15 protein-coding genes and 2 tRNA genes are annotated in these 18274 nt (G+C 48.2%); 5 read left to right on the top strand and 12 right to left on the bottom strand.

The genetic code is table 11. The features are described 5' to 3' along the window. Positions 1–61: 61 nt before the first annotated feature. The 3 genes from ACJJI8_RS09840 to ACJJI8_RS09830 all read right to left on the bottom strand — a co-directional run bounded on the left by ACJJI8_RS09840 (position 62) and on the right by ACJJI8_RS09830 (position 2659). Positions 62–1165 (bottom strand): phosphoribosylaminoimidazolesuccinocarboxamide synthase, encoded by a 1104-nt coding sequence (locus tag ACJJI8_RS09840; protein WP_444934905.1) that lies wholly within the window; start codon positions 1163–1165, stop codon positions 62–64. A 91-nt stretch (positions 1166–1256) separates the two neighbouring features. Then, complete coding sequence (locus ACJJI8_RS09835; protein WP_282934585.1) at positions 1257–2342, bottom strand: AI-2E family transporter; 1086 nt, start codon at positions 2340–2342, stop codon at positions 1257–1259. 23 nt (positions 2343–2365) lie between these two features. Continuing rightward, a complete protein-coding gene (locus tag ACJJI8_RS09830; protein WP_444934904.1) occupies positions 2366–2659 on the bottom strand; it encodes a sulfurtransferase TusA family protein in 294 nt (97 codons plus the stop codon). 192 nt (positions 2660–2851) lie between these two features. Here ACJJI8_RS09830 and ACJJI8_RS09825 point away from each other — a divergent pair, with 192 nt between their 5' ends. Then, entirely contained in the window at positions 2852–4360 is a 1509-nt protein-coding gene (locus ACJJI8_RS09825) for a M48 family metalloprotease (RefSeq protein WP_444895158.1), read from the top strand. A 67-nt stretch (positions 4361–4427) separates the two neighbouring features. Here the strand turns inward: ACJJI8_RS09825 and nadA are convergent, their stop codons facing one another. Further along, complete coding sequence (nadA, locus tag ACJJI8_RS09820; RefSeq protein WP_444895159.1) at positions 4428–5480, bottom strand: quinolinate synthase NadA; 1053 nt, start codon at positions 5478–5480, stop codon at positions 4428–4430. Between the two features lie 162 nt (positions 5481–5642). Between nadA and ACJJI8_RS09815 the strand changes: the two genes are divergently transcribed. Beyond that, positions 5643–6740, top strand: a complete 1098-nt coding sequence (locus tag ACJJI8_RS09815) for an NAD(P)/FAD-dependent oxidoreductase (protein WP_444934903.1) — start codon at positions 5643–5645, stop codon at positions 6738–6740. Positions 6741–6825: 85 nt separating this feature from the next. Here ACJJI8_RS09815 and ACJJI8_RS09810 read toward each other — a convergent pair whose 3' ends face one another. The 4 genes from ACJJI8_RS09810 to ACJJI8_RS09795 form a co-directional block, all read right to left on the bottom strand. After that, the gene (locus ACJJI8_RS09810; protein ID WP_444934902.1) at positions 6826–7665 is read right to left on the bottom strand and encodes a hypothetical protein; all 840 of its coding nucleotides are present in this window, start codon (positions 7663–7665) and stop codon (positions 6826–6828) included. A gap of 270 nt (positions 7666–7935) precedes the next feature. Beyond that, positions 7936–9129, bottom strand: coding sequence for a hypothetical protein (locus ACJJI8_RS09805; protein WP_444934901.1), 1194 nt, complete (start codon positions 9127–9129; stop codon positions 7936–7938). Positions 9130–9592: 463 nt separating this feature from the next. Then, complete coding sequence (locus tag ACJJI8_RS09800; RefSeq protein ID WP_444934900.1) at positions 9593–10141, bottom strand: hypothetical protein; 549 nt, start codon at positions 10139–10141, stop codon at positions 9593–9595. A 24-nt stretch (positions 10142–10165) separates the two neighbouring features. Further along, positions 10166–10600 (bottom strand): hypothetical protein, encoded by a 435-nt coding sequence (locus ACJJI8_RS09795; protein ID WP_444934899.1) that lies wholly within the window; start codon positions 10598–10600, stop codon positions 10166–10168. 935 nt (positions 10601–11535) lie between these two features. On the opposite strand from ACJJI8_RS09795, the gene ACJJI8_RS09790 reads away from it, so the two are divergent. The 3 genes from ACJJI8_RS09790 to ACJJI8_RS09780 all read left to right on the top strand — a co-directional run bounded on the left by ACJJI8_RS09790 (position 11536) and on the right by ACJJI8_RS09780 (position 15896). Beyond that, positions 11536–11964: a hypothetical protein gene (locus tag ACJJI8_RS09790; protein ID WP_444934898.1), complete on the top strand. Its 429-nt coding sequence runs from the start codon at positions 11536–11538 to the stop codon at positions 11962–11964. Positions 11965–12168: 204 nt separating this feature from the next. Next, on the top strand, positions 12169–14283 hold the full coding sequence (locus ACJJI8_RS09785) for a TonB-dependent receptor family protein (RefSeq protein WP_444934897.1): 2115 nt from the start codon (positions 12169–12171) through the stop codon (positions 14281–14283). Between the two features lie 41 nt (positions 14284–14324). Beyond that, a complete protein-coding gene (locus tag ACJJI8_RS09780) occupies positions 14325–15896 on the top strand; it encodes a PepSY domain-containing protein (protein ID WP_444934896.1) in 1572 nt (523 codons plus the stop codon). Positions 15897–16484: 588 nt separating this feature from the next. On the opposite strand, the gene ACJJI8_RS09775 is transcribed toward ACJJI8_RS09780, so the two are convergent. The 4 genes from ACJJI8_RS09775 to queE form a co-directional block, all read right to left on the bottom strand. Beyond that, positions 16485–16560, bottom strand: a tRNA-Lys gene (locus ACJJI8_RS09775). Positions 16561–16665: 105 nt separating this feature from the next. Next, positions 16666–16741, bottom strand: a tRNA-Lys gene (locus tag ACJJI8_RS09770). A gap of 132 nt (positions 16742–16873) precedes the next feature. Next, positions 16874–17551, bottom strand: coding sequence for a 7-cyano-7-deazaguanine synthase QueC (gene queC, locus ACJJI8_RS09765; protein WP_282934224.1), 678 nt, complete (start codon positions 17549–17551; stop codon positions 16874–16876). A gap of 35 nt (positions 17552–17586) precedes the next feature. Continuing rightward, on the bottom strand, positions 17587–18246 hold the full coding sequence (gene queE, locus ACJJI8_RS09760) for a 7-carboxy-7-deazaguanine synthase QueE (protein ID WP_108731832.1): 660 nt from the start codon (positions 18244–18246) through the stop codon (positions 17587–17589). Positions 18247–18274 lie beyond the last annotated feature (28 nt).

Below are 18274 nucleotides of genomic sequence, written 5' to 3'. Positions count from 1 at the left end.
CGAATTATGGCAGGCATAAAAAAACCGGCGAAAACGCCGGTTTTTTGCAGTTCGATCCAGATTAGTCGACCAGGCCGTAATCCTTGCGGAGAACTTCAAGCAATTCCTCTTTGGGATTATCAGATATCTCAAGTTTCGTACCAATAATCTTCTCCGCAATACCAATATAAGTATTAGAGAGATCCATCAGCATAGATTCTGGCAACTCGTTATCACGAGCCAAAGCCGAGCGCTCATCCATGCGATCTTTGTTCAGCAGGATATCGGCATCCGGGAAGTATTTGAGCAGGGCCTGGCGGAAACCTTCTTTGGATTTCTCTACAACCTTACCCGCGCGATACTGTTCGCCGTCCCAGATACGGGAGGAGTCCGGGGTGCCCACCTCATCCATATAAATCAGCTTCTCTTCACCATTGGCATCGGTGACATAGCCGAATTCAAACTTGGTATCGACAAAAACCTGGTCGAGCTTTTCCAGCTCGGCAGAAATCAAATCAAAACCTTCTTTTAGTAACTTCTCGTACAGGTCGATATCGCCTGCATTGCGGAAGCCGAAGGCTTCGAAATTGTCTTCGATATTCTTGCGGGTGACATTGACATCGTCTGCTTCCGGCACGCCGGGGATACCCTTGAGAATGCCTTTGCTGGAGGGGGTAATGAGCAATTCAGGCAGCTTCTGGTCTTTCTGCAAGCCATCAGAAATCTCGATACCACAGAACTCCCGCTCACCCTTCTCATAGGAGCGCCACATGGAGCCGGTAATGTACTGACGGGCGATCGCTTCGATCATAACCGGGCGCGCCTTCTGTACGATCCACACCAGAGGATGCGGGATATCGAGAATATGGCTATCGGCGAGGCCCTGCTCTTTAAACAGCTTGAACCAGTGGTTGGAAATAGCATTTAGTGCTGCGCCCTTGCCTGGTACGCCACGCATACCGCCTTCGCCAGTCCAGATACAGTCGAACGCGGAGATGCGATCGGAAATCACCATTACCGCAAGTGGGGTATCAGGAGAAACCGGGTAGCCCTTCTCCTCAATCAGGCGACGGCTGTCTTCTTCGCTCAGCCAGTATACGGAACGGACCTTGCCACTGTGGATAGGCTTGTCGGTGCGGATCGGCAGGTCATTATTGACCGCTAGAACTTTGTCAGCCAGGCTCATGGGCTCTCACCTATTTGAAGGGACCAAATAAAAGAAAGCGCGGCATTCTAGCAAATGCCGCGGCCTACAGACAAAGAAAGATATCGGGCAATTACTCCGAGCTACGCCGGGCCTCCCATTCCACCTGGTGTTCATGGGTGGGCCAGGCACTCATAATGGCCTTGAGCAAGGTCGCCAGGGGAATTGCAAAGAAGACTCCCCAGAAACCCCAGATGCCGCCAAAGAACAGCACCGCGAGGATAATGGCAACCGGGTGCAGGTTAACTGCCTCAGAAAACAGCAGTGGTACCAGTACGTTGCCATCGAGCAGTTGGATAATGCCGTAAGTCATCATCAGGTATAGAAACTCATTACTCCACCCCCACTGGAAAAGCCCAATAGCCGCAACGGGGATAGTGACAACCGCTGCACCGATATAAGGAATCAACACACTGAAACCCACGGCTACCGCCAGCAACAGGGCGTAGTTCACCCCCAGTAGCAGGAAGGCGGCATAACTGACAGCAGCCACAATGCCAATTTCTATTACCTTACCGCGCACATAATTGGCCACCTGATCATTCATCTCATGCCAAATCTGGTGGAGCATGGGCCGTTCTTTGGGCAGGAAAGAGGTACACCAGCGGATCAGCTGCTCTGCGTCCTTCAGGAAGAAAAATACCAGGATCGGCACCACTACAACGTAAATCAGCAAGCCGGCAAAAATGGGTAGGTTGGTAAGGGAGAAGGCCAGCAGTGTCTGCCCCAGGCCGCCCAGTTCGCTGCCAAGGGTATTGAAAATTTCATCTATCTGCCCGGCCGAAATTAAACGCGGGTAGCGCTCAGGAAGCAACAATAAAAGCTCCTGGCCTCGCTGTACCATATTGGGCAACTCCGCCCCAAGCCGCACCAACTGACGCCAGATAATAGGCAGCACCACAAATAACAGGGCCACAATAGTGCCCACCAAGACCAAACAGGAAAGGGTAACCGCCAGCCAGTGTGGCACACGCCAAGACTTCAGCTTTTGCACCATGCCCTGCATCAGGAAGGCGATCACCAGCGCGGTGAATACCGGGGCCAGCACAGCGCCCAGAGTCGCCAGGACCACCAGGGCCAGGGTCAATATTAAAACCAGAAGCACCACTTCTTCCTGACTGAAGTAGCGGTTCACCCAGCCTTTTACAATCGATAACATAGACTCTCGGGATTTATCTTTATTCATTTGCCAGCGTACAGCCAATATTGAAAGGTATTATTACGTCGCTCAGCGCGGAGCAGGGACCGGCCACTTAAAGACGCAAAACTGTGGAAGTCTCGCCAGGACCCTTCATCAGTGGCCAGCACACAAAGCAGCGTTCCCTCTGGGTATTCCCGCAATGCCTGGCGCATGGCCAGTAACGGTTGTGGGCAGGGCAGATTTCTTGCATCCACAATAGTGGCCGCGTCCCAGTTCGGTATCTGGGTATCGGGCTGATTGGTAGAAGAAGTTACTGACATTGCCTTTTTAGTCACAAACCAGAATTGCCGGGGATTATAGCGCGAACCAGACGCCATAACCCGCACAGGCTTTACGCTTTTTAACTTTCCGCCTGGCGCAAGCGTGAACCTTTTATGGTCCACTAAGTCCAACCCTCGACAGTCCAACGGGGTAGCGTATAGAGTTGGACTATAGATCCTTCATGGACAGACCGAGCAGTAATCAAGATGACTGATTCCAAAAACAGCCTGCTTCACCGAACGCGCCCCCCAGCTATCCTCCACCGACTTCGCGCAGGACTGCGAAGCCTGGGTATGGGGTTGTTACTCGGCGCAGTCCCGTTTGCTGCCATAGCGGACAGTGATGAAATCCGCCTCCCCGAACTGGGCGATAGGACCAGCGGGGTCGTCTCCCACACCCAGGAAAAAGAACTGGGGCAAATGTGGCTGCGTATTTTTCGCAGTCAGGTTCGCACCTCCAGTGATGCCCTGATCCAGCAATTTGTCGAGGGCATGGTCAAGGAATTGGCCGAGTACAGCCCACTGGAAGACAAAGAAATTGATGTTGTTGTTGTAAACAACAAAACCATGAATGCCTTTGCAGTCCCCGGTGGAGTCATGGGGGTCCATACCGGCCTGTTTCTGTTTGCAGAGCGTGAAGACCAGTTTGCATCGGTAGTTGCCCACGAATTGGGCCACCTCAGCCAGCGGCACTACGCCCGCTCCCTGGAAGCACAGCGCAACAGTACAATTCCCACCCTGGCCGGTATGCTCGGTGCCCTGGTTCTGGCAGCTACCGCCGGTGGTGAAGCGGGAATAGCAGCCATGAGCGTGACCCAGGCTGCAGCCCTGGACAACCAGCTGCGATTCAGCCGCAAGAATGAGCAAGAGGCAGATAGGGTCGGTATCGATACCCTGGCCAAATCCGGTCGCGATCCAGAGGCCGCCGGTGAAATGTTCGAGCAAATGCTCAAGGCCACCCGTTACTACCAGCGCCCGCCAGAATTTCTCCTGACCCACCCCGTTACAGAAAAGCGTATTGCCGATGCCAAGTTGCGCGCTCAGCGTATGGAAAAAGTGGCTCCCAGCGAGGATCTGGATTATCACCTGATGCGCGCCCGAGTGCGGCTCGCCACAGAACCAACGCCGCAGCAAGCAGTAAAACGCTTTAGCGCGGAACTGAATGGTATTAATGACAATGAGGATGCCGCCCGTTACGGCCTCGCCCTGGCCCAAGTAGCCGCAGGTAGGCCCGATTCAGCGCTGGACACCTTGCAGCCCCTGTTAGACAAAACTCCCTCAAAAGCAGCCTATGTGCTGGCCCGAGCGGATATCGATCTGTTGCGAGAAGACTACAGCAGTGCCACCAAGCGCCTGCAGTGGGCCCTCGATCGCAACCCGGGAGACCATGCCTTAATCATGGGCCTTGCCAATGCCCACTTTAAAGCCGGCAACTACCTGGCTGCAGAGCGCCTGCTGGCGAAATATAGCCGTACACGGAAGAAAGACCCGGCAGTTTGGTACCTATTGGCGGAGACCCACGGATTAGCCGGAGATATTGTCGGCGTGCACGAGGCCCGGGCTGAGTATTACATTCTCAACGGCATATTCGACAAGGCTATTCAACACCTGCGCCATGGAATTCGCATGTCAAAAGACGATTACCAGGTCAATGCCATCCTGGAACAGCGCCTCAAAGATGTACTGAAAATGCAGGAAAGAATCGAGGAGCTGTAACTCCCCCCAACAAAAAGAGCGGCCACTGGCCGCTCTTTTTGTTTACTCACCGCTACTCCCTCGAGAGCTAACCTTTGCGGAAATCCAACATCCGCTGCAGCGGAATCATCGCCTTGCGCCCCAGTTCCGGGTCCACAAAGATCTCATTATCCCCGCGCTCCAGTACACCGCAGAGGTTCTCCAGAGAGTTCATCGCCATCCAGGGGCAATTAGCACAGCTGCGGCAAGTAGCTCCAGCGCCGGCGGTAGGCGCTACCATTAGCTCTTTGTCTGGGCACTCCTGCTGCATCTTGTAAAAAATGCCCTGGTCGGTAGCCACAATAAAGCGCTTCTCTGGGCGGGTCTTGGCAGCATTAATAATCTGCGAGGTAGAACCCACCACATCGGCCAGGGCTACCACAGAGGCGGGAGATTCAGGATGCACTAAAACCACAGCATCCGGATAGAGGGCCTTTAAGTCCTCAACCCCCTTGGCCTTAAACTCTTCATGCACAATACAGGAACCATCCCATAACAGTACATCCGCGCCGGTTTCCCGCTGGACATAGCCGCCGAGGTGTTTGTCAGGTGCCCAAAGGATTTTTTCGCCATTGGCATCCAGGTGATCCACTACATCCAGCGCAATACTCGAGGTCACCACCCAGTCCGCCCTGGCTTTTACCGCAGCAGAAGTATTGGCGTAAACCACCACGGTGCGGTCCGGGTGCTGATCGCAAAAGTCAGAGAACTCCTGTGGGGGGCAGCCAAGATCCAGGGAGCAGGTTGCCTCAAGGGTCGGCATCAGTACTTTCTTGTTAGGGGTAAGGATCTTAGCGGTCTCACCCATAAACTTTACCCCGGCCACTACCAGAGTGTCCGCCGAGTGCTGAGCGCCAAAACGGGCCATTTCCAATGAGTCAGAAACGCAGCCGCCGGTTTCCTCCGCGAGGGCCTGAATCAAAGGATCGGTATAGTAGTGTGCGACCAATACTGCATTCTGTTCTTTCAACAAGCGCTTGATGCGCTCGCGCCATTCTTGCAGCTCTTCTTCGCTATATTGAGACATTACCGGCTCCGCCAGGTGCGCTTGCACCAAAGAGCGAGAATCTACCTTGTCTGCGGCAATGGACTTATGAGTCATGACTAACTTCCAGTCGCGGAAAAGCGCGCATTATAGCGCAATGAAACGACACCACCACGCACCCTTTCGACAGCAATTTTAATCTGGCGTTACAGGCAAAATAGACCAAAGGGATTAAACCTCGTCACCTCAGATAGTACACATTTCGGCAGTAGGACCGCTATGGAGATATTGGATACCGTGATAGTCGGGGCTGGGGTATTAGGGCTTGCCTGCGCCTACCAGTTGAGCCGCGCTAGCCACAAAGTGATGGTACTGGAAGAACACAGTGCCATTGGAACTGAAACCAGCGCGCGCAGTAGCGAGGTTATTCATGCAGGCCTCTACTATCCAACAGACAGCTTGAAAGCCCGAGCCTGTGTTAAGGGTAAATCCATGCTGTACCAATTTTGCCAAGAATACGCAGTGCCCCATAAACAGATCGGCAAACTGGTAGTCGCCACCGATAAAGCACAGTTGCCGCAACTCCGAGCCCTCAAAGCCCAGGGGGATGCAAACAACGCCGGGGGACTTCACTTACTGAACACTAAAGACGCTCTATCTATGGAGCCAGCATTACAGTGTACAGGGGCCATCTACTCACCGACGACAGGCATTATCGACAGCCACAGCCTGATGCTGGCTCTTGAAGGCGCCACAGAGTCCAAGGGAGGCGAAGTCATACTTGCGAGTAAAGTTGCGCGCATTGAGATATCCAATGGCACTTGCCAACTGGTGATGAAGGATGGCTACAGACTGACAGCCCGCAACCTCATCCTGGCCGCAGGCCTTCACACCAGCTCACTGATGAGCACAGTAAATAGCGAAGTTATAAAACGAGAAATTCCCTCCACGTATTTTGTTAAGGGCAGTTACTTTACTCAGTCAAGTAAGGTACCTTTTTCACACTTAATTTACCCTCTGCCTGAAAGTGCCGGTCTGGGTATTCACCTCACCCTGGATTTGGCTGGAGGGGCGCGGTTTGGCCCGGATGTGGAGTGGATTAAAGTCATTAACTACCAAGTAGATCCAGGCAAGCGGGATAAATTCTATCGCAGTATCCAGCGCTACTGGCCCGGAGTAGAAAATAATACGTTACAGCCTGGCTATGCCGGTATTCGCCCAAAGATTGTTCCCAAAGGCGCCTCCACCGGTGATTTTCAGGTTTTTCATAAAAGGCTAAACAACAATGCGCAGCTAATAGCATTCTTTGGTATTGAATCTCCAGGTCTAACTTCTTCACTATATTTGGGAAAGGTGGTTTCAGAAATTATTGGCTAACTTATTACTTAACAATGACTAAAATTTATATTTCAGTACAGCCACAATTTTGTAGAGATAGTAATCCCCCCCTAGAAGTCCACCACTATTGAACAATATTCCCCTGGTTGCCCGTCCCTATCTGAACAGCCGTAGCCACCTGTCCATCATTTGTCTGACTTGTAACATGAACATTGGAGCTTCCCACTTGAGTAATAGTGGCCAGCCCAGTGCTTAACCCCAACTGAGAAACCTCCGCATAATTCATATCACCACTCTGAAAGGTGGTAATAGAGGAAAATAGGGCAAATCCCTGCGCTACTAACGCCTCATTAAGAGTCCCATCTTGATCAACACTGATAAAGCTTGACTCAGTGAGATCCCCCTGGAATAACTCAGCACTATTTTCGCTCCCTAGTTGATTAATTAATCCAGTACTGTTGAGCGCAAAATCTTCGTGAATAGCCTGTGCGAAGTTCATGGTCCCAGATTGGGTAACAGCTACAGTACCCTGTATTCCCCCCACATCCACCTGGGCTGCAATACCCTCATTATTTGAACCTGACTGGATAACAGTGGCGCTACCAGCTTCAACAAAATCATCCTGGACCACCCAGCCCAAATTACCATCGCCAGACTGGATAATTAGAGCCGTACTCTCAGAGACTTCTGCAATTTGTTCCAGGATTGCTTCGTTCATTAAACCCGATTGCTCTACCGTGCCCGTGTTCAAATCTGTAAGGGCACCTTGTAAAACCGATGCCTGGTGGGAATCCCCTGTTTGAGTTATCGAGACGGTATTATTGGTACTGGTCGGATTAGACTGGTCCACTGTTGCCAGATGCCCAACACCGTCCTGATCAATATCTGTCGTATTATTGCCGCCCATAGAATGGCCACTGAAAGTGAGCGCAGCTATTGCAGTAACTGAAGTCCAAATTCTCATTTAACTAATCCCTTGTACATAAATTCCACCCCTTCTGTTTAAAGTCCAGGCGTAGCAAAGCATCCCAGAAAATAATCTAAGCCAATTTAAATTAGAGTTAAAAGCCAAACCAGACAGGAGAGAGTCAATAGGAAGAGAACATGCAACTCCCTAAAAAATCGCTCATATCTCAAATATAGGACTGAATAAAACACAAAAGAAAAACTGGGACTTTGCAGATACACGACAACTGCCGGTATTCATACTGATATCGCAAAGCCCCAATGAAATCTATTGAAAAATAAATCCAATATTGGAAGTACCATTTTGCGTTGCGATTGCAGTTTGTGAATCTAGCATTTGCGATGTTGTATGTTGATTCAAATCACCGATTTGAGTAGTTGTCGACACACTGAGCATATTTCCCTGTTGGAGAACACCGGCAATATTACTGGTGCCATTTTGAAATATGGAGCCCGTAACTGAGGTGGCAGTGATTTGCCCCAACGTCGCATCATTCATTGACCCTAACTGAGTAACAGTTGCAGAGGCAAAAGAAGTTCCCCCAGCTTGCTGGGTAACGCCCATATTCGCAGTACCAGATTGGCTCACTATACCAACACTGGCATCTATACCAGTATCCTGAACGCCGCCACCAAAGTTTCCATCCCCTACTTGAGTCACACTTACAGTACTATTGGCAACACCATTCTGCTGTAGTGCCCCACCAAAGTTGCTGGTACCGGTTTGGGCAATAAGGACCGTACTTGAAGTAACTCCATTTTCCTGGTCGGACTCGATGTCATTCATATCGCCTGACTGAATAGCAGTAACGGTAGAGTTAAAAACCCCCATTAATTGCTCACTATCAAAGTTATTCTGGTTGCCAAGCTGATCTGCTGACACAGAGCTAAATTCAACAACACTCTGCTGGGAAATCTGGGCCATATTGTCATCGCCAATTTGATTTAGGATGACATCACTTCCCAAAATATCAAAGACCTGCCCCATTATGATCGCATCATTCATATCCCCAGTTTGAGTCACCGCGATACTGGATGCTTCAGTATCAGTCTGGGTGATGGTCATAAAGTTCATTTCCCCAGCTTGATTTAGCTCCTGAGTAGAACCAAGTGACTCAAGTTGCTCCGCTGTCGTATCGTTATTATTTCCAATCTGGTTAATTTCCAACGAACTGGACTCAGTCATAAACTGCTGGAAAGACTCAGCCATATTGCCATCACCTTCTTGGTAGTGGGTCATGGTATTACTTACGGCATCGCTCGCCTGGGTCGATAACGAAGAGTTTGCATCGCCAATTTGGGTGACATCTATCAGGTTCCCTATAGCCGTAGGGTCAACCTGATTGGCATTCGCTGTATTACCCACTCCCTGCTGATCTATTAACGTCGTATTATTACTGGCCATCGCACTTCCACTCACTGCGGCCAATATAACTAGAGCTACAGGCTTCAACTTCCTCATAATTCAATCCTTCATTAACTATTCAAGCTTTTCTTGGGACTCAACTTAGAGGGCCTCATCAACAACATCGATACCAATAGGCATGCCGGCGTAAGGCATGCGCAAAATCCAATTTAGCGCCATCCCTACTCCAAACAGCAGTATCCACCAAAGAAGTGTTAAAGCTCGCCAAACCCGAGCGCTGAGGCAATAAAATTGACACAGGCAATTATGCGAACAACAAATCCCAAGAGGAATTGACATGCACTGGCACAAGGTCACTTGCGATAATGAACGACTGAATATTTAGAAACTATTCTCAAATCGCTGATCATGGGCCGACCAACTACTGGGTAAGAGTTAACGATAAGCGGCGATACAGCTATAAGAAGGAAGTGGGGAAAAACTAGGAACAAAGTTTGGGATTAAATTTCTGTGCCACACAGATCAGAACCTAGCAGCACAGAAATCAAAGAACTGACTGCTACTGTAAAATTGTGCCGGTATTACTTACCCCAGACTGTGTTGCTATTGCTGTCTCGGCGGTACCCGCTTGAGAGGTAACATGCACATTCGATGTACCCGTTTGGGATATTGAGGCCACACCCATAGTGATATTGTCCTGATCAATATTTACATCATTGGAGTCGCCGGTCTGCAATACTGTAGCGCTGGTGAAGAAGGCATTTCCTTGATCCAGCGTAGACATATTCATATCACCAAATTGGTCGACAATCATAGTTGAATTCTCAACCGTAAACTCCTGCTCCAGGAGTGCCATATTGTCATTACCCATTTGCAATAGCTCCATCAGAAGAAAACTTACTGAACCTATCTGATCCAAGGCCGCAACATTGCCAACGCCATCTTGAATGCCAATCATTGTACTATCGCTAATAACAAAGTTTTGATTGACGTCCATTTGGTTCATCTGGCCAATTTGTGTGGCCAGCAAAGTAGAATCGACCGTCTGCTGCTGTAGAGCAAAACTCGGGCCGACAATGTTCATATCTCCCTGCTGATTTATCGTCATAGTGCTTGCATCAACACTGAAACTTTACACGTTATTATCAACCAGGTTCATGTTGCCTAGTTGATTAACGGTCAAACTACTGTTTGTCACAGTACCCAACTGGATACTCATCACAGTATTGGCGTTACCTGACTGGAAGTGTTCAAGTTGGACATTACTCAAACTGGAGAAAACATTGTTGTTGAACTGTTCCGCAGTAGCAATATTTCCATCGCCAATCTGGACCTGAATTACCGTCGCCGCCGTTACATCAGTATATTGCTCCGCAACGACCTGATTACCATCACCAGTCTGGGACTGTATTACCTGGCTAAAATTAACCGTGCTATCGGATTGATCAGACATAGCACTATTTCCAATACCATTTTGTTCAACAATGGAGGAATTATTATTCGCAAAAGAGGAGTGACTAACTGCCACCAAACAGATGGCGGCAGCTATGGGGGTTACAGTTTTCATTTCGGCAATCCTTACCTAGTAGAAAAATCTCTTACAAAAACCAACTCCTTTACCTACACAGATCGAACCGCACTATTTAGAAACCAAATCCGCAACATCAAGGCAAGCAGTATCCACCATGATTGGTGCACGAAATGCTTGAGGAGGTAGCAACGCCAAAGACTGCATCCTTATTTCTCTGAAACTAGATTCATAGCATTAACTGGCTTCAAATTCCTACCAATGCGCCAGAACACGAGTCAATGGCTTATTCATTGTTACCAATATAATCTAAGCCATCTATGGGAATAAAGTACCCAATAACTAGGTAGAAAGTTTTACAAAGAATAGAAGTAACAGGTTTAGTGCATTCTGGGAAGAACCAAGAAAACCAGACATTGAGAACTATAAGAAAGGAATTTTTGGTCGCACTTGGCTTCATACCTTGAGCAACCGATTAAAAGTCGAGATATAAAGCTTATACCAGCCTTGTTTTGGAGATATCTCACTAAACCAACCATAACTTTGCATAACGATTTACCACTCTATCCAAAACAGGTTCGACATGCCTCTATTTACTGCCACTAAAAATCGACTCCTCCAATATCAATCAGTAAGAAAATATTTTGTCTGCCAAGAACAATATACGAATGTGGAATTGGGTAACCAGCCACCAAAAATCATCCAGCAGAATCACGCCAAACCTATCAGCAGATTTTTTTACTAGAGATCGAGGTTGCCAACGGCAATTGCATTTTCACCATAGAAAGCAACTACCAGCCCTTGATAACTCTCAATAAGTAGAGCAGAATGCGCCTCAAATTGTCACTTCGCAAGTACCAGCTTTGTCAATCTGCTACTTTACCAAAACCAAAAAATCACGAGGCGCACGAAACCTGCTGCCTCGTATAGCATTGTTTTTATTTTTGGTACAAGCATTGATTCCCACTGGGTACATGCCAGCCTCGATCGCTACTGATGGCACAGTTATCAAACTCTGTCCTAGTGGCGTCTCACCAGAAGTAATGGCGATTATTCATCAGGGGCATAATCAAAAGCCATTAAGCAGCGGTACAAAGAGCGAGCAGAATCACCACTCCCATCATCAACATATACACCATGAGATGGCGAGTATGTCAGCCGATAAAGTTGCTGAAAGTACAGATCATGATCACCATGCCGAAGGTAATTGGCAGCTGGACTGCAAGTTTGGTATTGCAAAGCCAAATTCCGAAGTAACATTTTTATCTACCCCTTATCTATCTAGCCTGTCAAAAACACGCTATATCCAGCAGCGACACTTGGCTGAGGAAGTAATCGCCAGCCTACATCGCAAACAGCAGCAGCGCGCTCCTCCCTTCTTCACCTCTTTGTCCACAATTTAAGTCTTTGCTCTTCACTTTTTGGGCTCGTTTACGCCTGCCCAAATCATGAAGCCAGTAAGGCATTCGATATAAGCAAATCAGCTTGCTCGTAGATACTACCAATCTAGTATCAGAGCACCTGTGCCTGTCGCTATATCGTCTGCGTTACAGCATCTAATTTATTTTATCGGCACGCTACATAGCGTTCCGACAGGATACCTATACATGAAAATTACTCGAAAGCTGCTCATCTCCTTAGCACTTATTGCTATCAGTAGCGCGCCTCAAGCTAAAGGCCAAGATCATCATTCCCAGTCAATTGAGGAGGTTGTAGTTACAGCTGATATCGACAATTCACTATCTGCACACTCTGCAAGTGAAGCAATTCATAACCTTCAGCGTGTTCCAGGGGGAGTTGACTTGGTTCGTGCCGAAGACTATTTAGTTGAGTTTACGCAGAGTATTGGTGACGCGCTGAAGTTCACACCCGGCGTTTACGCAGACACTTCAGCGCAACGTGACAATCGAATTTCTATTCGGGGATCCGCTGCAAATGCTACTTATGAACGTCGAGGAATTACTGTATTGCGTGATGGAGTACCGATTTCACGTGCCAGTGGCAGCACCGAGTATCAAGAAATAGATCCACTATCTATTGACTATATCGAGATCTATAAAGGATCAAACGGCCTTCGTTATGGTGCAGCTTCACTGGGAGGTGCAATCAATGTGGTAACACCGACGGGAGCTACGTCAAAAGCTGGAAGTAATATAAGGTTGGAAAGCGGGTCATTCGATACATACCGAACCAGTATTAACACTAAAGGAAGAAATGACGCTTTTGATTATTATGGTGCGGTAACCAAACTAAATAGTAGTGGATTTAGAGAACATTCCGAAGTCGACAGTATTTATAGCTTTGGTAATGTTGGCTACAAATTTAGTGACAACATGGAAACTCGCTTTTTCCTGACCGCATTGCAGGACAATTTTGAGCTGGCTGGCTCTTTGACACACGACCAAGCATTAAGCAATCCTGACATATCGCCAGAATCAAATATTGAACGCGATATGGATCGAAACCTTGATGTGTTTCGCTTATCAAATCGAACAGTTTTTGCACTAGATTCGCTCACTATTGAAGCCGGGGCTTGGCTAGCAACAAGATATTTGGATCACGCCATAACACCATATGCCGGCATCATTGAGCAAGGCGGAATGGAGTTTGGCATATCTACTGATATTACTGGTGATTTCCAACTGGATATCACTGATATTTCCTGGGTTATAGGTATAACCCATGCTGAAAGTAACAATGAGTCAGAACTGTTTGCGTACTCTGAGGGCCCTTTTAGCCCAACACCAACTGCCGAAAAGGGAAATTTATCAAGTAAAGATGATCGGAATGCGACGAATACTGTCATCTATGGACAGCTAGACTTCCCCCTAAGCGAGTCACTTAACCTAATCGCAGGAGCTCAATATATTAGTAGCGTCAGAGAAAACAAAAATATCTTTAACTCTGACCCCGCTCAGGATACGGGTGGACCGAAAGATGACACCGGTAAGTTGAGCTTCGAGAAATTCAATGGGCGTCTTGGTGTTATTTATACCCTACAAGATGAAAATCAGCTATACGCTAATGTGAGTGAAGGTTATGAGCCACCAGGAATAACTGATCTAACTTCGGGCGGAGCGGATCCATTTACAATTCTTGATGCACAAGAGTCATTGACTTTTGAGGTTGGCTCTCGCGGGCAGAAAGGTATTGTAAGCTGGGACGCATCTATTTATCACAGTGAAATTAGCAACGAATTTGTAGACGTTGGGCAGTCCGGGTTTAGCGGCGAAACAACAAGTACAGAAAACGCAAGAGGTAACACACTACACAAAGGTGTCGAGCTTGGTCTCGATATACAAATAAATAAGAATATTCTCTGGCGGAACATCTATAACTATAACGACTTTTGCTTTGATAATGATCCGGATAGAGGGGATAACAAGTTACCTGGAATACCTCAATCAATCTATGCCAGCGAATTAAAATACTCGAGCAATGACAGGTGGTATGCAGGCATTAACTTGCGACATATTGCCAACGGAGCCTACGTTGACTTCGCCAACACTGAAAGAACTGCGGGATATGAATTAATTAGCATTATTGCCGGTATCTCGATAAACGAAGCGATCGACTTATTTGCATCTGCGGAAAACCTAACCGACGAAAAATATATCTCAAATGTGTCAACAGTATCAGATCTTAGTATGGCTTCCAGTAATTCAGTTTTTACTCCAGGTCAAGGTCGCGCCTTCTATGTTGGTATCAGCACTAACTTTTAATAGCCCCCTCACAGTAAGAAATACATAAGCGAGGTAGCTTGATGAAACTGCAATTCATTAGATGGCACAGATTCCTAACCTGGATAGCTTTTTTTGGTGTTGTAACTTGGTCTTTGTCTGGAATATCCCATCCAATAATGGCTTGGTTTGGTCCGCAAGCCAAAAATACAATGCCACCCACGTTTCAAGCCAGTACAGAAACCTTATATAAACTTGAAAAAATTGTTGATAAGCTGCCTATCGAAAGGGCGGCTATCGCTAAAGTTGTTCCTTCAAGTGAGGGTAATCTACTGCAGATTACAGAAGCTGATAACAGCCCAAGGCGTTATTTCAACCTTGAAACTGGAAGTGAGTTGTTTGATCATGATATAGCACAAGCAAAGTGGCTCACCTCTCATTACTTGGACTTACCACAAGAAAATATTATTGATGTTAAATTCAAGGAGAGCTTTAGCGCTGATTACCCGCGAGTTAATCGCCTGCTACCAGTTTATGAAGTGACCATTGCCGTCGACGATAATTTACTCAAAGCTTTTATCTACACCGAAACAGGTGCCTTAGCTGCTTTAAACAATAGCTTTAAAGCCAAAATGCAAATGTTTTTCAGAGCGCTACATACCTGGAGCTGGCTAGATACTACCGGCCATGGGCGTGTGCTCACTGTTGCACTATTTATGTTGACGCTTGTAGTGATAGCCTCAACGGGACTCTATCTGATTTTTGCACTCCCCAGCCGCAAAATTCCCAAGTCTAATCGACGCTGGCATCGCCGCCTCGGCTACCTACTTTGGCTGCCATTACTTGGCTGGTCAGCAAGCGGGTTTTACCACTTATTACAGGCAGAATACATACAGCCCATTTCAGGCTTGCGACTGCTTGAACCTGTGCAACTGGAAAGCTTTGCAGTTACGGAAAGAGAGATGGCTCAGTGGCGGCATAGCATAGAGAGTAGCATTCCTAAGAAAGCGCATTTAAATGCTATTTCGCTCAATCAGTCCATCGATAAAAAGCCATTTTATCGACTTGGGATTAGCATTCCGATTGAAGAGTCAATGTCCAATTACCAACAGCGTAAAGCACGCTTTGGCGGACTGCCTCTGGAAAGATCATCAGCTTTAATCAACGCTCAAACGGGGGAGAAAGAGTCGATTAAGGATCAGGACTTGGCCAAAGAACTAGCTCTACAGTTCATCCAGTCTAATGGCAATACAATCGACAATATTAAAATTGATGAAATCAAGCTGGTCACACACTTTGGGCCAAACTATGACTTCCGCAATAAACGGTTACCGGTTTGGCAGGTCGACTTGAATGACCCAGCCAATAGCAGGTATTTTGTTGACCCAGTAACAGGTATTTTAGTTGACCAAAATCGAAAGATTGACCGGTTGGAATCACTTTCATTCTCACTGCTTCACAAGTGGAATTTTTTACGTCCATTAATAGGAGCTGAAAAGCGTGACATATTGATTGTAATTACATTACTCGCCTTAGTTGCAATGTCCTGCTTTGGATTGGCTATTTATTTAGCACGCAGAAAGCCAAGAGCTAGGAGGGTTGGTTCCAGCCTACCCCCTCAGGAAGCGTCTGGCTACATTAAAGCCTCGAATTAGAACTAGCCTTTTTCTCAGGCAAAACTCTCGGTCAAGAGCAGCCCCTGCGCCCAGGATCTACCCTTGACTGAGAGACTTATAGGGCAGAATAACCTAAAGGCTATACACGCCCCCTTTTAAGCTCAAGTGTTAACCACAATTATCGATAAAGATGTTTTTACTGTCTCGAACTGACTTTTATCTTAGCTAAAAGTTTCTACAACAGCTTATTTTCCACATGCAACCTTGACACCAACGAGCACTAAATCGTGTTCATTGCCGATCTGGCGAGACTCTCTAACTCGGCAAAAGCCGCCGCCAAGACCAACATAAGGCCCTCTAAAGTAAATAGCGGCTATTGAGCCCAGGGTTAAGCACACACAACTTAAAGCACACCCTGGCGAGCACATCTGCACAGTCGGCGAGCCTTTACGATGCGGAAAACTCTGATAGATCACCATACATGTAATATCCACCATTCAGAATCGAAAACGAAAGGAGCTGATTAACACAGCAAATAAGCACGGTAATAGAAAGTCTGAAACTAGCCCACGTGTACGATGGTAATACAGAGAAACTGGTTAATTGATAGTGGGAAAAAAGGAGAAGTGGTGGGTCGTGCTGGATTCGAACCAGCGACCAATTGGTTAAAAGCCAACTGCTCTACCAACTGAGCTAACGACCCCCAGGATGGTTGGACTAACTTGGTAATGGTCCAACTTGGGTTGTTTTCACCTTCGCGCAGAAGTGTAAAAACTGGGCGGGTTGCCTTGGGCATCCCTGTCGAAAATGGTGGGTCGTGCTGGATTCGAACCAGCGACCAATTGGTTAAAAGCCAACTGCTCTACCGACTGAGCTAACGACCCTTTTCGATGCCTCGTTGTGAGGAGCTGCGTATCTTACGGATCTATTTCGAAAAGACAATACCTAACTCGAAAAAAAATCTAACAAATTTAAGGAGTTAGGTATTTGTTCAAAAAATTGGCGCCAACGGCCAATTAAGGTGCGTAGACCGTGGGGTCCTCCAGGCCGGCCTCTGTGAAGCCAGCAGCCCTCAGGCGGCAACTGTCGCAGCGACGGCAGGCAGCGCCATCTGGCAAGGCTTGGTAGCAGGACACAGTTAAACTGTAGTCCACCCCTAAGCGGGTCCCTTCAGTAACAATATCCGCCTTGCTCATGTCCATCAGCGGCGCACGTATAGACAGCTTGTTGCCCTCGACACCGGCCCTGGTAGCCAGATTGGCCATCTTCTCGTAGGCCTCAATATATTCCGGGCGGCAATCCGGATAGCCGGAGTAGTCCACGGCGTTCACACCCACGAAAATATCCTGGGCGCCCAGCACCTCTGCCCAGCCCAGGGCAATAGACAGGAACACCGTGTTTCGCGCCGGCACATAGGTCACCGGAATACCGGAGGTTTCCTCTTCGGGTACTTCGATAGAGTCATCGGTCAGCGCCGATCCGCCGATTGAGCGCAGGTCGAGCTTAACCACCTTGTGCTCAACGGCCCCCAAGTCCTTCGCCACCTTCTGCGCAGCCAATAGTTCTGCCTCGTGACGCTGGCCATAATCAAAGCCCAGGGCGTAGCACTCGTAGCCCTCAGCCCGAGCCATGGCCAGTACGGTGGCTGAGTCCAGGCCACCGGATAGCAAGATTACTGCTTTCTTTGCTGTCATTTTTTCCTCTTTTCTTGATGTGGCACAGCGGCGCTTTAAACCCCTGGGATGTCGCCCCACAACAGCTTGTGCATTTGCATCTGCATACGCACCGGTAACCCATCTTCCAGTATCCATTCAGCTAGCTGGCGCGGCTGCAGCTGCTCGTAACTGGGGGAGAAAAGTACCTCCCCAACCCGCTCAGGTATGCGGTACTGATCCAGGGTAAATCGAGCCCAGTCGTAATCCCCGCGATCACAGATCACAAACTTGATCTGGTCCTGGCGAGTGAGTACTTGCATATTCTCCATACGATTGCGGTGCTGCTCCCCAGAGGCCGGCGTTTTCAGGTCGACCACTCTCGATACCCGCTCATCCACTTTATCCACAGGCATAGCGCCACTGGTCTCGAGGGACACCGCATAGCCCGCATCGCAAAGCGCCTTCATCAGGGGAAAACAATTGGGCTGGGCGAGGGGCTCACCACCGGTAACGCACACATGGCGAGCGGGATGGCTTTGCACCTGCTGCAAAATCTGCTCCAGCGTCATGCGCTCGCCACCGTAAAAGGCGTACTCGGAGTCGCAATAGGTACAGCGTAACGGGCAGCCCGTCAGGCGTACAAACACCGTAGGAAGGCCACTTTCTCGCGCCTCTCCTTGGAGGGAGTAGAAAATTTCACTGATTCTGAGTGATTCTTTGGAAAGATCGGTCATACACACCCAACACAAAAACGCCCGAGTG

Source organism: Microbulbifer maximicatervae (SeqCode) (genome assembly GCF_052467695.1).
This window is presented reverse-complemented; position numbering and strand designations above follow the sequence as displayed.

Coding starts and splice junctions, on each gene's coding strand:
- ACJJI8_RS09815 (WP_444934903.1), top strand. CDS start 5,643: ATGGAGATATTGGATACCGTGATAGTCGGGGCTGGGGTATTAGGGCTT.
- ACJJI8_RS09790 (WP_444934898.1), top strand. CDS start 11,536: ATGCCAGCCTCGATCGCTACTGATGGCACAGTTATCAAACTCTGTCCT.
- ACJJI8_RS09780 (WP_444934896.1), top strand. CDS start 14,325: ATGAAACTGCAATTCATTAGATGGCACAGATTCCTAACCTGGATAGCT.
- queC (WP_282934224.1), bottom strand. CDS start 17,551: ATGACAGCAAAGAAAGCAGTAATCTTGCTATCCGGTGGCCTGGACTCA.
- ACJJI8_RS09795 (WP_444934899.1), bottom strand. CDS start 10,600: ATGAAAACTGTAACCCCCATAGCTGCCGCCATCTGTTTGGTGGCAGTT.
- ACJJI8_RS09810 (WP_444934902.1), bottom strand. CDS start 7,665: ATGAGAATTTGGACTTCAGTTACTGCAATAGCTGCGCTCACTTTCAGT.
- ACJJI8_RS09840 (WP_444934905.1), bottom strand. CDS start 1,165: ATGAGCCTGGCTGACAAAGTTCTAGCGGTCAATAATGACCTGCCGATC.
- nadA (WP_444895159.1), bottom strand. CDS start 5,480: ATGACTCATAAGTCCATTGCCGCAGACAAGGTAGATTCTCGCTCTTTG.
- queE (WP_108731832.1), bottom strand. CDS start 18,246: ATGACCGATCTTTCCAAAGAATCACTCAGAATCAGTGAAATTTTCTAC.
- ACJJI8_RS09805 (WP_444934901.1), bottom strand. CDS start 9,129: ATGAGGAAGTTGAAGCCTGTAGCTCTAGTTATATTGGCCGCAGTGAGT.
- ACJJI8_RS09785 (WP_444934897.1), top strand. CDS start 12,169: ATGAAAATTACTCGAAAGCTGCTCATCTCCTTAGCACTTATTGCTATC.
- ACJJI8_RS09800 (WP_444934900.1), bottom strand. CDS start 10,141: ATGACGATAAATCAGCAGGGAGATATGAACATTGTCGGCCCGAGTTTT.
- ACJJI8_RS09825 (WP_444895158.1), top strand. CDS start 2,852: ATGACTGATTCCAAAAACAGCCTGCTTCACCGAACGCGCCCCCCAGCT.
- ACJJI8_RS09835 (WP_282934585.1), bottom strand. CDS start 2,342: ATGTTATCGATTGTAAAAGGCTGGGTGAACCGCTACTTCAGTCAGGAA.